Source organism: Micromonospora sp. NPDC049301 (genome assembly GCF_040678715.1).
Lineage (GTDB): Bacteria > Actinomycetota > Actinomycetes > Mycobacteriales > Micromonosporaceae > Micromonospora.
Window position 1 is genome coordinate 235,601 of the sequence record NZ_JBFAQO010000001.1, and the last position, 13,725, is coordinate 249,325.

Genomic DNA, 13,725 nt, shown 5'->3' on the forward strand with positions numbered 1-13,725 from the left:
GACATCAACCCGCACCACTACCCCAAGGATCGGCTCGTGTGGACCCTCTATTGAGTGAGTTCGACTCGTTCGTCCGTACCCGCACGCCGGCGCTGCTGCGCTCGGCCTACCTGCTCACCGGCGACCAGCACCTGGCCGAGGACCTCGTCCAGTCGGCCCTGGCCCGGACCCACCGCTCCTGGAACCGCCTGCACCACAGCGGCAACGCCGAGGCGTACACCCGCAAGACCATGTACCACCTGCAGGTTTCCTGGTGGCGGCGACGCCGGATCTCCGAGTCGATGCCGGGCGAGCTGCCCGAGCCACGCGGAGGCGACTCGGCCCCCGACCACGCCCACCAGACCAGCCTGCGACTCACCCTGCGGTCTGCGCTGGCGAAGCTCTCCCCGAAACAGCGGGCCGTGCTGGTCCTGCGGTTCTTCGAGGACCGCACCGAGGCGGAGGCGGCGGACCTTCTCGGCGTCACGGTCGGCACCGTGAAGAGCCAGACGGCCAAGTCACTGGCCAGGCTGCGCGCCGTCGCGCCCGAACTCGCCGAGCTGTACGTCCTGGAAGGAAGCACCCGATGAACGACCAGCGCCTCCGGCTCGACCTGACCGCCCTGGCCGACGAGGTCACCTCGGTCGACCTACGGGACCGTACGCTGCGCACGTCCCGCCGGCTCGGTATCCAGCGGGCGGTGGCCACGTCGGCCGCCGCGCTGGTGCTGATCGCAGCGGCGGCTGGCACCGCCTTCGCCATCCGACCGGACCAGTCCCCGACCCCACTGCCCGCGGACACCCCGTCGGTAACGGCGTCGCCCTCGCCGACGCAGTCGCCCACCCCGACGCCGTCCACCAGCGCCGACACGCCCGGTGCCCCGCCCAGCAGCAGCGGGTCCAGCACGAACACGCCGGCCCTGCAGTTCGGGAAGCTCTTCTACGGCCCCGCCGTGGTGACCGACGCGGAGACGACGAACCTGCGCTCCTGGCGTCCGGGCGACAGTCCGGTGCGTCTGCTGGCTCTGCCCGAGCTCGCGGCGAAGGGCAACGCGAGCATCTCGCCGGACGGCCGCCGGGTTGCCTGGGTGGAGAGTGAAGGCACCCTCGTCGTCGCCGACGCCGACGGCTCCGACAGGCAGGAGATGCGCTCGGACGTGGCGAGCAGCTGCACCCCTGTCTGGTCACCGGATGGGCGGCACCTGCTGTTCATCGAGGCGAAGTCGGCGGGTGAGCCCGGTCGGCACGGGGTGCTGGACACCCGCAGCGACAAGCGGACAGTCGCCTGGTGGACCGAGCAGCCCCCCGGCTGCCACGCCCTCTGGTCGGCGGACGGTCGGACCATCGCCATGGCCGTGGACATCGGGGTCACCCTCTACGCCACGGACGGCACGAAGAAGCGGGTGGTCCCCGGCTTCTCCCTGGACGGTTGGCGCAGCCACGACATCGCCAGCCTGTCCTCGGACGGCTCTCGGATCGCTCTGCTGCGGAGAGCGCCCGGCGAGGAGTCCGGCGACATCGCTCGTGAACTGTGGGCCAACGCGGTATTGGACACCCGCAGTGGCAGGCAGGTCACCTTGCCACTGGGCGGACGCACGCTGCGGCAGGTCTACTTCCAGACCGACGGCTCCATGGTCGTGCGAGTGCAGGCTGGCAGCGGGTACGCGGTGCTGCTGGTGGACGAGGACGGTAAGAAGATCTCCGAGACCGCGGAGCCGGCGAGCCTGAAGGACATGCAGATCCTGGCCGTCGTGGACTGACGAGCGTCACGGGCGAAAGGGTGGGCCGCCCTCGGGTGGCCCACCCTTCTGCTGCCTGCGCAGGACCTGCGGAGCAGGTTGCTGGGCTGAGCCACCGGTGCGCTGCCACCGGGTACGAGGGACCGGCCACTGACGGGGGGTGGCCGGTCCCGCCTGTCGTGTGCGCCATGACCTCCGACACGTCGTGGAATCGGGGCGGTGCCAGGCCTTCCTGCGGTGACAGACTGGTCGCCGCAGGCAACGGGTGGCGTGAGGGAGGCGCGGGTGCGCTGGCGCAGTTTTGTCGCGGTCGGGGACAGCTTCACCGAGGGTATGGACGACGCCTACCCGGACGGCACGTACCGGGGCTGGGCGGATCTGGTGGCGACCCGGCTCGCCGCCGAGGCGGGGCCCGACTTCCGCTACGCCAACCTGGCCATCCGGGGCCGGCTCTTCCCCGGCGTGGTCGCCGAGCAGGTGCCCGCCGCAGTGGCGATGAAGCCCGACCTGATCAGCTTCGCGGCCGGCGGCAACGACGTGCTGCGTCGCACCTTCGACCCGGACACGTTGGTCGCCCGCTTCGACGACGTGGTCCGGCAACTGCGCTCGGGCGGCGCGGACGTGCTGCTCTTCCGGTTCGCGGACGTGATGGCCCGGCTGCCCGGCCAGCGCCTCGTCGCTCCCCGGGTGAATCTGCTCAACCAGGCGGTCGGTGAGACCGCGGAGCGGCACGGCGCCATCCTGGTCGACCTCTACGCCGACGACACCTTCCTCAACCCGATGCTCTGGAGCACCGACCGGCTGCACCTCTCCCCGGCCGGGCACCGCCGGGTCGCCGGGCAGGTGTTGACCGCGCTCGGGGTGGGCTGCGACGAGGAGTGGCTGCTGGTCCCGCCGCACCCTGCGCCGTCGCCGTGGCTGGCCGCCCGCGCGGCCGACCTGCGCTGGGCGGGGCAGCACCTGGCCCCGTGGATCAGGCGGCGGCTGACCGGCCGGTCGTCCGGTGACACGGTGACCGCGAAGCGCCCCCTGCTCGGTCCGCTCACCGACTGACCGTGCTCACCCTGCACACCGCGCCGCTGCTGCGCCTCACCGCCGAGGGCGAGCCGGTGCCGGATCAGGCCGTGTTGGTGAGCGGCGACCGGATCGAGGCTGTCGGCCCGCTGGCCGAGCTGAGCGGGTCGTACGCCGGGGTGCGGGTCCGCCGCTGGCCCGGCACGCTGGGGCCGGGGATGCTGCACGACGGGCCGCTGCCGGCGGCGCCAACCCCGCGCGAGCGGGTGCACGCGCTGCTGCGGCGCGGAGTGACGGCGGTGCTGGCCGAGCATCTCGCCGACCCGGCGCTGCGGGCGGCCATCGACCGGGGTGACCTGCTGGCGCTGCCCACCGCCGTACCGCCGAAGCTGAATCGGGGCGGGCGTGCCGACCTGGCGGTCCATGCCGCCGACGGTGCCTGCCTGGTGACCGTGGTCGCCGGCCGGATCGCCCACCGTCGCGCCTGACCACCGTCACGTGCCCACCGCCACATCCGCGGCCCCCGATCCCCGATGGCCGGCCGCCGGGCCGAATCGCGGCGTACCTTGGGGATCATGTCTGTGCCGAACGATCCTGATCCCCGCCTCCAGTCGTACGCGGACCCGCAGCGGCTGGTCACCACCGACTGGCTGGCCGAGCACCTGGGCGACGAGGGCCTCGTCGTGGTCGAGTCCGACGAGGACGTACTGCTCTACGAGTCGGGTCACATCCCCGGCGCCATCAAGGTCGACTGGCACCTGGAGCTGAACGACCAGGTGACCCGGGACTATCTCGACGCGAAGAGCTTCGCCGAGATGTGCGCCGCCAAGGGCATCGGTCGGGGCGACACGGTGGTCTTCTACGGCGACAACTTCAACTGGTGGGCCGCGTACGCCCTCTGGGTCTTCTCGCTCTTCGGGCACGCCGACGTGCGGCTGCTCGACGGCGGCCGGCAGAAGTGGATCGCTGAGGGGCGCGAGGTGACCCGGGACAAGCCGTCCCGCCCGCGCGCCGACTACCCGGTGCCGCTGCGGGACGACACGCCGCTGCGGGCGTTCCGCGAGCAGGTGATGGCGCACATCGCCGCGGGCCGCCCGCTGGTCGACGTGCGGTCGCCGGGTGAGTACACCGGCGAGATGCTGCACATGCCGGACTACCCGCAGGAGGGTGCGCTGCGGGGCGGGCACATCCCGGGCGCGGTGAGCAAGCCGTGGAAGTCCGCCGCCAACGAGGACGGCACGTTCAAGTCGTCGGACGAACTGCGCGCGATCTACGCCGACCAGCTCGGCCTCAGCCCGGACGACGACGTGATCGCGTACTGCCGGATCGGTGAGCGGTCCAGCCACACCTGGTTCGTGCTGCGACACCTGCTGGGCTACCCGCAGGTGCGCAACTACGACGGCTCCTGGACCGAGTGGGGCAACCTGGTCCGGGCTCCCGTCGTGAAGGGCGACCAGCCGGGCGGGCTCGCCGCCTGAGCGGCCCACCTGTCCCCGCGCGTCCGTGGCGGACGCGCGGGGATGGTGCTCAGCCGGCGAGTGCCACCATGCCGCGCAGGTCGCGGACGATGCCGGTGATCTCGCCGGTCTCCGGGTTCCACCGCGCCAGGCCGACCGGTTCCAGGCGGAGCAGCACCCCGCCCTTGTTGTCCCAGCCCAGCACCTCGCAGCAGCCCTTGGCCCGGTCCCGGCCCAGGTCGAGCACGTGGGCCACCGCACCCGTACGGGCGTCCAGCACGGCCACCCCCTCGGCACCGTCGATCTCGCCGCTGGTGATCCACGCGGCGCGGGCCAGCCGGTTGCCGTGCAACCAGCCCCGGCCGTAGAACTCGTTGACCTGGTACGGCGCTGGCAGCAACTGGCCCGTGACGCGTTGTTCGGAGCGGACGGTGCCCTTGCTGGCGGTCCGGCTGCGCATCATCAGGCCGCCCCGCTCGCCGCCCGTCTCGATCAGCGCCGCCTCGCGTCCGGCCGCCGGGTCGGGCGCCGCCACGTCCCAGGCCGAGACGGTGATCGTGCTCGCCGCGCCGGTCACCCGGTCCACCGCGTACGTCCGGTTGTCCCCGCCGACCAGCACCCGGTCGTTCGCCCAGACCACCAGCTCCAGGTAGCCGGCGAGTGGGATCCGGCGCACGGTGGCCGTGGTGAGGTCGACGAGGATCAGCTCGTTGGTCTGCGCGAACGCGGCCGAACGGCCATCGGGCGACAGCACTCCCGGCTTCAGGGCGGGTGCCTCGTTGCCGCCCTCGTCCCGGGTGGGTGCCGGGGTCACCACGTCGAGACTGCGCATGACTCCGTCGTCGCCGAGGATCCGGACCGGCCCGTCCGCGCGGTACTCCTCGTCCAGCGGCTGGAACAGCGCCAGCGCCTGCTGGACCGGTCGCGCGGAGAGCGGCACGGTCGCCGGGTCGCCGAGCCGGGCCAGCGGGTCGGGCGGAAAGGTCAGCTCGGTCGGGGGTCGCTGCACCGGACCGGAGTGCGGGGTCTCGACGGTCGGGGCGACGGTCGGGGCCACCGTGAGGTCCGGCGGCGGCTCGGCGGTCGGTCGCAGGGCGGCCACCGTGCCGCCGCCGATCAGTACCACGGCCAGGGCGACCGCGCCGACCGCCCGGCGGGTACGTCGGGTACGCCGGGCCCGCTCCCAGCCGGCCGTCGCAGGCTGGCTCGGCAGCACGTCCTCGACACTGACGGTCAGTAGCCGGCGCAGGTCCTGTTCGTTCATGGGTTCACCTCCAGGCCGGTGGCCAGGTCGCCGTGACTCGTCGGCTCCTGGACGGGCCGGGAGTCCCGGGCGAGGTCCGGAGCCAACTCACGGAGCCGGCGCAGCGCCGCGTGGCACTGGCTCTTCACGGTGCCGACGGTCACCCCCAGCGCCTCGGCGGTGGCCGCCTCGGTCAGGTCCTCGTAGTAGCGCAGCACGAGCACCGCCCGCTGTCGGGGCGGTAGCAGGCCGAGTGCGTCGTGCAGCGTGAGCCGCAGTGCGCCGTCGCGGTCGGGGGCCACCTGCTCCGGCGGCTCGGCGCTCAGCCGTTCGCGCCGCCGGCGCCGCCACCACGACACCGTGTCCCGGTAGAGGATGGCTCGCACGTAGGCGGCGGGATCGCCGTCGCGGACCGTGGTCCAGCGCAGCGCCAGCTTGAGCAGCGCGTCCTGGAGGAGGTCCTCGGCCTGGTGCCGGTTGCCGCAGATCAGGTAGGCCGCGCGCAGCAGGCGGTGCTGGTGGCTCTCCACGAAGGCGAGGTAGCCGTCGCGTCCGTCGCTTGCCATCCGCCCACCTCCCGGCCGTCGCGTTCGGCCTCACCTGGCAGACGCACGGGGAGGGGGAAAAGGTTGGGTCAGCTCTCCGGTTGCCCGGTCAGGTAGCGCTGGAGGGTCGGTGCGACCCAGAAGACCAGCTCCTCCGGATCCATCTCCACCATCGGTGGCAGGCGGACGATGTAGCGGGTGAAGGCGAGACCGAGGATCTGACTGGCCACCAGGCCGGCGCGCCGGGCGGTCATCGTCTCCTCGGTGCCGAACGTGGCCACGGTGGAGGTGAGCTGGTCGGCGAAGATGCCGCGCATCCGTTCCGCCGCGCCCGGGTTGGTGCTTGCGGCCCGCAGCAGCGCAACGAGCGTGTCGTCGCCCTCCCACCGGGCGAGGAAGTGCCGCACCAGCACCTCGCCGAGCCGCCCTGGCGGCACGTCGGTCAGGTCGGGCAGCCGGAGGTCGAACTCGGCCGCCGCCCCGAAGAGCCCCTCCTTGCTGCCGTAGTAGCGCATCACCATCGACGGGTCGATCCGGGCGTCGGCGGCGATGGCCCGGATGGTGGCGCGCTCGTACCCGTCGGCGGCGAACCGTTCGCGAGCGGCTTGCAGGATCGCGGCCCGGGTGACGTCCGAGCGGCGGGGCTGGGTCGAATGGGCGGGCGCTGTCATGTCAACGACCGTAGGCCAACGGCTGTTGACAGACAACTCGTGCCGACCTACCGTTGCCAACAAGTGTTTGCCAACACGTGTTGGCAACGGTTGTTCCGGAGGTGGTCATGCTGCCCACGAATACCGACGTTCTGGTGGTGGGCGGCGGGCCCACCGGCCTCGCCACCGCGCTGACGTTGGCCCGCCGCGGGGTCGACGTCACCGTCCTCGACCAGCTCGACAGCCCGCCGGTGACCTCGCGGGCGGCCGTCGTGCACGCGTACACCCTGGAGGTGCTGGACCGGATCGGCGCCGCGGCGCCGCTGATCGCCCAGGGGGTGCGGGCGCCGCGCTTCACCGTCCGCGACCGCGACCGGGTGCTGCTGTCGGTCCCGTTCCACCAACTGCCGTCCCGCTTTCCCTACGCGCTGCTGGTCTCCCAGGCGGTCACCGAGGCCGTGCTCACCGAACGCCTGGCCGACCTCGGCGTGCAGGTGCGGCGGCCGTGCCGGCTGACCGGTCTGACGCGGACCGGTGACGGGGCGCTCGCGCAGGTCGACGGCGCCGAGGTGCGCGCCCGGTACGTGGTCGGGGCGGACGGCCTGCACAGCACGGTCCGGCAGTTGGCCGGCATCGGATTCACCGGCCCCAGCGACGAGGAGTCCTTCGTGCTGGCCGACGTCCGGGTGCGCAGCGCCCTGCCCCGCGACGAGGCGGCGCTCTTCCTCGCCCGTTCCGGTCCGCTGATCTGGGCACCGCTCCCGGACGGGGTGGTCCGGCTGGTCGCCGCCGTCCCGACCGCGCCGGCAGAGCCGGACCCGGCGTACCTCCAGGCGCTGCTCGACGAGCGCGGCCCGGCGCGGCGACCCGAGCGGGTGACCGAGGTGCTCTGGGGTTCGCGGTTCCGGGTGCACCACCGGATCGCCGACACCTTCCGGTCCGGGCCGGTGCTGCTGGCCGGCGACGCCGGGCACGTGCACAGCCCCGCTGGCGGGCAGGGCATGAACCTCGGCATCTGCGACGCGGTGGCGCTCGGCACCGCGCTGGCCGATGTGCTCGGCGGAGGCCCCGAGACGCTGCTGGACGACTACACCGCCCGGCAACGCCCGATGGCCGAGGACGTGCTGAGCTTCGCGGCCGGGTTGACCCGGCTGGCCACGCTCTCCCCGGCCCGCCGGCCCATCCGGGACGTGCTGCTCCGGCTGCTCGGTGCCGTTCCGCCGGCCCGCCGGCAGATCGCGCTGCGCCTGTCCGGGCTGTCGCACCGGGAACGTACGCCGAGTTAGGCCCGCAGTGTCCGCCACGCGGCCAGGGTGACCAGGGCGAACGTCCCGGCGGCCGCACCCGCCACTGGCACCGTCCCGTACGCCGAGGCGGCCAGCCCGGCGAGCGCCGCGCCGACCGGTGCGGCGAGCAGCCCGACCATCCGCTGGGCGGCACCCACCCGACCGAGCAGCCCGGCCGGCACGTGCCGCTGCCCGTACGACGCACACAGGCTGTTCCACACCACGGTGCCGGCGGCGAAGACGGCCAGCGCGATCCCGCCCGGCACGGGGTGCCGTGCCAGCGCGAACCCGCTCAGCGCGACCGGGCGAAAGGGGGACGCGCCCGTCGGTGATCATCGGTACGGTGGGCGCCGGCATCCGGACCGGGGAGAAATCAGGCGTGGACCACACCTTCCAGGTCGACCTCCGTGGCGTGGTCGACCTGCTCAGTCATCACCTCTACGGCAGCCCGCGGGTCTACGTCCGTGAGCTGCTGCAGAACGCGGTGGACGCGATCACCGCCCGCCGTGCCGGCGAGCCGGACGCTCCCGCGCTGGTCCGCATCGAGCCGCCGGACAGCACCGGTGACGGCACGCTGCGGGTGCACGACACCGGCATCGGCCTCACCGAGGCGCAGGTGCACGAGCTGCTGGCCACCATCGGCCGCAGCTCGAAGCGCGACGAGCTGGGCTTCTCCCGGCACGAGTTCCTCGGCCAGTTCGGCATCGGCCTGCTCTCCTGCTTCCTGGTGGCCGACGAGATCCGGGTGCTCACCCGGCACGGCGACCACCCCACGGTCCGCTGGACCGGGTACGCCGACGGCCGCTACTCGGTGACGGTGGCGCCGCCCGAGGCCGCCCGCGCCGAGCCGGGCACGACGGTCACGCTGGTGCCCCGCCGCGACGCCGACCAGTGGTTCAGCACCCCGACCGTCACCGACCTGGCCCGGCTCTTCGGTTCCCTGCTGCCGGTCACCGTCCGGGTCGGCGACGTGGTCACCACCACCGGCGAGCCACCCTGGCCGACCACGGCCGGTGCGCCGGTCGACCGGGCTGCGCTGATCTCGTACGCCCGGGAGATGCTCGGCGTCGACCCGTTCGACGTGCTGCCACTGACCGTGCCGGAGGCCGGGCTGACCGGCGTCGCCTTCATCCTGCCCACCCCGGTGAACCCGGCGGCCCGGGCCGGGCACCGGGTCTACCTGAAGCGGATGCTGCTCACCGAGCACGCCGACGGGCTCCTGCCGGACTGGGCGTTCTTCGCGCACTGCGTCGTCGACGCGACCGAGCTGCGCCCCACCGCCAGCCGGGAGGCCCTCTACGAGGACACCCTGCTCACCGCCACCAGGGACGCGCTCGGCGACCAGGTACGCGGCTGGCTCGTCCGGCTGGCGCGGCACGACCCGCACCGGCTGGCCGAGTTCCTCCAGGTGCACCACCTCGGCGTGAAGGCGCTGGCACTGCACGACGACGAGATGCTCCGGCTGGTCGACCGGTGGTGGCCGATGGACACCAACGTCGGCACGCTCACCCTCGCCGAGTTCCGGGAGCGCTACGGGGTGCTGCGCTACGCGGCGAGCCTGGACGAGTTCCGCCAGCTCGCCGCGGTGGCCGCCGCGCAGGACCTGGCGGTGGTGAACGCCGGCTACACCTACGACACCGAGCTGATCGAGCGGCTGCCGACGGTGGATCGCTCGGTGCTCATCGAGCGGCTGGAGCCGAGCGACCTGACCACCCGTTTCGACGGGCTCGACCCGCAGGTGGAGCTGGCGCTGCGGCCGTTCCTCAGCGCGGCCCAGCGGGCCGTCGAGCGCTCCGGCTGCGAAGTGGTCATCCGGGCGTACGACCCGGTCTCGCTGCCCGCGCTCTACCTGGTCAGCCGGTCGGCGGCGTTCAACGACCAGCTCGCCGCCAGCCGGGACCGGGCCGACGAGCTGTGGGGCGGGGTGCTCGACGCGCTCGCCGCCACTGCCCCGCCGGACCGCCCGCAACTCGTGCTCAACCACCGCAACCCGCTGGTCCGCCGGGTCACCATGCTGGCCGACCCGGAGCTGGTCGGGCTCGCCGTCGAGGCGCTGTACGGGCAGGCGCTGCTGCTCGGCCACCATCCGATCCGCGCGGCCGACGCCGCGTTGCTGAACGATTCCTTCCTCGGCCTGCTCGGCCGGGCCGTGCCGGGACGGGAGTGACCATGGCCGACGAGGATCTGTGGCGGGTGCTGCGCGGCATCGCCGACATGCCGTACGGGGCGGGGCAGATCGCCGCGTTGGAGCAGTTGCTGCGCCGGGTCGACGCGGCGGACGACCGCCACCTCGCCTTCGTGACCCGGATGCAGGCCACCACCGGGTACGTCTACGGCGGCGAGCCGGCGAAGTCGTTCGTCACCTTCTCCTGGTGCCTGTCCGAGTTCGACCGGGACCCGCAGCCCTACCACCAGCGCCACCTGCACCAGCTGCTGTGGCACTTCAAGTACATGGTGTCCGGGCTGCTGAAGTTCCCGGAGGTGCCGCTCGACCGCACGTACGCGGTGCTGGACGACATGGAGCAGCGCTACCGGGCCGGCGGGCACAGCCTGCAGCCCGTCCACAAGCACCGGTTCCGGATCGCCGACCACGTGGGCGACACCGAGGCGGCCGCGCACTGGTACCGGCTCTGGCAGACCACCCCGCGCGACGAGCTCTCCGACTGCGCCGGTTGCGACCCGACGAGCCAGGTGGGCTACCTCGCCGACACCGGGCGGGACGCCGAGGCGGTGACGCTGGCCGAGCCGGTGCTCGCCGGTCGGCTCACCTGCACCGAGCAGCCGCAGGCCATCCTCACCGCGCTGCTCCTGCCGTACCTGCGCACCGGGCGCGGCGAGTCGGCGCGGGACGCGCACCGGGAGGCGTACCGCCGGCTGCGTGGCAACCTCGCCGACCTGTGGGACATCGGCGACCACATCGAGTTCTGCACGCTGACCGGCAACGAGGCGCGGGCGGTGGAGCTGGTCGAACGGCACCTGGACTGGCTGGACCGGCCGCCGTCCCCGGCCGCCGCGATGCACTTCGCGGCGACCGCCGCCGCCGCGCTGCGCCAGGCGGGTCAGGTGGGCGCGCCGACCGTGTACCGCCGTGCCGCCGAGGGTCGGCCGGCCGGCGAGGTGCCGGCGCTGGCGCTCGCCGACGAGCTGGCGGAGACCGCGACCGCGCTGGCCACCCGCTTTGACGCCCGCAACGGCAGCGCACACCAGTCGGAGTGGATCGCCCGTCGCTTCGCCCTGCGGGCGAGCGGTGAGCACCTGCCGCTCTCCGCGAGCGTTCGCCGTCGCCCGGCCGGCGGGCCGAGCATCCCCCACGACCCGGGTGCGTCACCGGCCGCCGGTCGGGCGCGGGCCGGGGCCGGTGACGAGAAGGCGGTGACCCTGCCCGCCGACGCCGGCCCGGACGAGCTGCTGACCCTCGCCGAGGAGAGCTGGGGCCGGCACGACCGGGCGACGTTCCGGGCGGCGTTGGCCGCCTGCGACGACCGGTTCGGCACCGACGACCTGCCACCGCGCACGGTGGCGCACCGACTGGCGCTGCGGGCGGCCGAGCGCGGCGACGAGGACGACATCGCGGGCGCGATCGAGATGAACCGGGCGGCGCTGAGCCGGTACCGGGAGGCGGCCGAGGAGGTACCCGCCCAGGTGGTCGCCGGGCGGCTCGGCGTGCTGCTCACCCGGTCGGACGACGACGCCGAGGAGGGGCTGGCGCTGGTCCGGGCCGCCGCCGAGGTGTTGGACCGGCTCGGTGACGCCCGACAGCGGGCCGCCGGGCACGACCGGGTGGCGTTGGCGCTGCTGCACCGGGAACGCTGGGCGGACGCCCTCGCCGCGCTCGACCGGGCGCCGGCCGACGCGGGCGGCGACCGGCACCTGGCGGCCCGGATCGCGCTGCACCGGGCACACCTGCTGGAGCAGTCCGACCGCGTCGACGAGGCCCGAGCGGCCGCCGACGAGGCCCGCCGGATCGGCCGTGAGCTGGGCGTCGGCGAGCTGGTCACGGCGGGCTGCCTGACGTACGTCCGGACGGTCGACGACCCGGCCGACGCGGTCGCCGCCTGCGACGAGGCGTTGGGGGTGGCGCCGGCGGCAGCCGAGCTGCCGGTGCGGGTCGCCCGGGCCCGGGCGCTGCTCTCCGCCGGCCGGGCCGCCGACGCGGTGGACGACTTCGTCGAGGCGGTGACGCTCTGCGTGGAGCGGGGCGCCGAGGGCGACGCCTTCCTGCGCTGGGAGTTGGCGAACGCGTACCGGATCGTGGGCCGACTCGGTGAGGCGGCCGAGGTCGCCGAGGAGGCCGTCCTCGGTCTGGACCGGCTCGGCGCCCAGGCCGAGGCCGACCGCTGCCGGCACCTGCTGGCCGGCGTGTACGCCGGGCTCGGCGAGATCGACCCGGCGCTGGCAATCCTGGAGCGGTTGGCCGACAACCTGGACGGGCCGGACAACCTCCCGCACCGCGCGCAGGTGCTGGAGGAGGCCGGCGGGATCCTCTACGACGCCGACCGGGACGCGGTGGCCGCCGAGCGGTTCGCGGCCGCCGCCACGGCGTACCGGCTCGCCGGTCTGCCGCTCGACGAGCTGCGGGCCCGCCGGCGCGAGGCGTACGCCTGGTTCTGGTCCGACGACCGGCCGGCGGCGGTACGGGCCATCGAGCTGGTGGACGGGTTGGTGGCGGCGCTGGCCGGGCAGCCGGAACAGCCTCCGCCGGTGACGTACGAGCTGGCGATGGCGGCCGAGGCCGGGGCGCGGGTGCTGACCGGGGAGGACCGGCCGGACGAGGCGCTGGCCCGGCTGGCCGGGGTGCCCGACCGGTTGCGGTCGATCGAGGCGTTCGGTGAGGCCGCCCAGGTGGAGGTCCTCACCGGTGAGCTGCTGCTGCGCCTGGACCGGCCGGCCGAGGCGGAGCCGTTGCTGCGCCGGGTGCTCGGCGGGCTCCCGGCCGACTCGCGGCCGGTGCGCCAGACGGCCTGGCTGTTGGCCCGTGCGCTGGACCTGCTGGACCGGCCCGAGGAGGCCGCGGCGCTGCGGGCCGAGCACGACCTCGACCAGGACGACTGACCTCGCCGGCCGGTCGACCCCTCCCGGGCAGGTCGGGAGGGGTCGACCGGCGGTGCGGCCTGCGCAACCGACCGGTAACCACCGCTCCACCGCGCACGGCTCGCGGTCTACGCTTGCCCGGTGACGGTGGAGCAGCAGGCGCGGGGCGCGGCGGGTGCGGGCCGGCGGCGGTCCCGCAAGGACGAGATCCTGGAGATCGCGGTCGGTCTGTTCGCCGCGCGGGGCTACCACGGGGTGTCGATGGACGACATCGGCGCGGCCGCCGGGGTGACCGGTCCGGCGCTCTACCACCACTTCGCCGGCAAGGAGGCGATGCTGGCCGCCGCGCTGATCCCGGTCAGCGAAGGGCTGCTGGCCGGCGGGCGGGAGCGCTCCGCCGGGCACCCGGACGACCCGCGCGGCGCGCTGGAGTCGCTGATCGACTTCCACGTCGAGTTCGCGCTGGCCAATCCGGCGGTGATCGCGCTGCACCTGCACGAGCTGGACCGCCTGCCGGAGGAGCCGCGGCGGCGGATCCGCCGGTTGCAGCGGCTCTACGTCGAGGAGTGGGTGACCGTGCTCACCGCGCTGCACCCGGGCATGCCCGACGGCGAGGCGCGGGTGCTGGCGCACGCCGCGTTCGGCCTGATGAACTCGACCCCGTTCCTCGGTGGCGAGGTGGACCGCCGGCGCCGCGCCGAGTTGCTGCGTGACGCGACCCTGGCCGCGCTGCTCGCCTGAGCCGACTCGTCACCGGCATGCCGGTCATGGTTTCCTGACAG

At 74.1% G+C, this 13,725-nt stretch carries 13 protein-coding genes; 9 read left to right on the forward strand and 4 right to left on the reverse strand.

All coding sequences use genetic code 11. The features are described from left to right. Positions 1 to 38 precede the first annotated feature (38 nt). The 5 genes from AB0K07_RS01145 to AB0K07_RS01165 all read left to right on the forward strand — a co-directional run bounded on the left by AB0K07_RS01145 (position 39) and on the right by AB0K07_RS01165 (position 4,209). Entirely contained in the window at positions 39 to 569 is a 531-nt protein-coding gene (locus AB0K07_RS01145) for a SigE family RNA polymerase sigma factor (RefSeq protein WP_363750003.1), read from the forward strand. Further along, positions 566 to 1,738 (forward strand): hypothetical protein, encoded by a 1,173-nt coding sequence (locus AB0K07_RS01150; protein ID WP_363750004.1) that lies wholly within the window; start codon positions 566 to 568, stop codon positions 1,736 to 1,738. The genes AB0K07_RS01145 and AB0K07_RS01150 overlap by 4 nt, the downstream gene beginning before the upstream one ends. A gap of 264 nt (positions 1,739 to 2,002) precedes the next feature. After that, positions 2,003 to 2,770 (forward strand): SGNH/GDSL hydrolase family protein, encoded by a 768-nt coding sequence (locus tag AB0K07_RS01155; RefSeq protein ID WP_363750005.1) that lies wholly within the window; start codon positions 2,003 to 2,005, stop codon positions 2,768 to 2,770. Positions 2,771 to 2,772: 2 nt separating this feature from the next. Then, positions 2,773 to 3,219: a hypothetical protein gene (locus AB0K07_RS01160; RefSeq protein ID WP_363750006.1), complete on the forward strand. Its 447-nt coding sequence runs from the start codon at positions 2,773 to 2,775 to the stop codon at positions 3,217 to 3,219. An 87-nt stretch (positions 3,220 to 3,306) separates the two neighbouring features. Next, entirely contained in the window at positions 3,307 to 4,209 is a 903-nt protein-coding gene (locus AB0K07_RS01165) for a sulfurtransferase (protein WP_363750008.1), read from the forward strand. Positions 4,210 to 4,258: 49 nt separating this feature from the next. Here AB0K07_RS01165 and AB0K07_RS01170 read toward each other — a convergent pair whose 3' ends face one another. The 3 genes from AB0K07_RS01170 to AB0K07_RS01180 form a co-directional block, all read right to left on the reverse strand. Further along, the gene (locus AB0K07_RS01170) at positions 4,259 to 5,452 is read right to left on the reverse strand and encodes a hypothetical protein (RefSeq protein ID WP_363750009.1); all 1,194 of its coding nucleotides are present in this window, start codon (positions 5,450 to 5,452) and stop codon (positions 4,259 to 4,261) included. Continuing rightward, a complete protein-coding gene (locus AB0K07_RS01175; RefSeq protein WP_363750010.1) occupies positions 5,449 to 5,997 on the reverse strand; it encodes a SigE family RNA polymerase sigma factor in 549 nt (182 codons plus the stop codon). Before AB0K07_RS01175 ends, AB0K07_RS01170 begins: the two co-directional genes overlap by 4 nt. Positions 5,998 to 6,065: 68 nt before the next feature. Next, the gene (locus tag AB0K07_RS01180) at positions 6,066 to 6,647 is read right to left on the reverse strand and encodes a TetR family transcriptional regulator (protein WP_363750011.1); all 582 of its coding nucleotides are present in this window, start codon (positions 6,645 to 6,647) and stop codon (positions 6,066 to 6,068) included. Positions 6,648 to 6,754: 107 nt separating this feature from the next. Between AB0K07_RS01180 and AB0K07_RS01185 the strand changes: the two genes are divergently transcribed. After that, positions 6,755 to 7,912: an FAD-dependent oxidoreductase gene (locus AB0K07_RS01185; RefSeq protein ID WP_363750013.1), complete on the forward strand. Its 1,158-nt coding sequence runs from the start codon at positions 6,755 to 6,757 to the stop codon at positions 7,910 to 7,912. On the opposite strand, the gene AB0K07_RS01190 is transcribed toward AB0K07_RS01185, so the two are convergent. Further along, positions 7,909 to 8,178: a hypothetical protein gene (locus AB0K07_RS01190; protein WP_363750015.1), complete on the reverse strand. Its 270-nt coding sequence runs from the start codon at positions 8,176 to 8,178 to the stop codon at positions 7,909 to 7,911. The two genes, AB0K07_RS01185 and AB0K07_RS01190, sit on opposite strands and share 4 nt — an antisense overlap. Before the next feature lie 113 nt (positions 8,179 to 8,291). Here AB0K07_RS01190 and AB0K07_RS01195 point away from each other — a divergent pair, with 113 nt between their 5' ends. From AB0K07_RS01195 to AB0K07_RS01205, 3 genes are all read left to right on the forward strand, one after another. After that, positions 8,292 to 10,079 carry an HSP90 family protein gene (locus tag AB0K07_RS01195; RefSeq protein ID WP_363750017.1) on the forward strand — a complete coding sequence of 596 codons (1,788 nt, stop codon included), beginning with the start codon at positions 8,292 to 8,294 and terminating at the stop codon, positions 10,077 to 10,079. 2 nt (positions 10,080 to 10,081) lie between these two features. Then, positions 10,082 to 12,964 carry a hypothetical protein gene (locus tag AB0K07_RS01200; RefSeq protein WP_363750018.1) on the forward strand — a complete coding sequence of 961 codons (2,883 nt, stop codon included), beginning with the start codon at positions 10,082 to 10,084 and terminating at the stop codon, positions 12,962 to 12,964. Between the two features lie 120 nt (positions 12,965 to 13,084). After that, on the forward strand, positions 13,085 to 13,684 hold the full coding sequence (locus tag AB0K07_RS01205) for a TetR/AcrR family transcriptional regulator (protein WP_363750020.1): 600 nt from the start codon (positions 13,085 to 13,087) through the stop codon (positions 13,682 to 13,684). Positions 13,685 to 13,725: the final 41 nt, after the last annotated feature.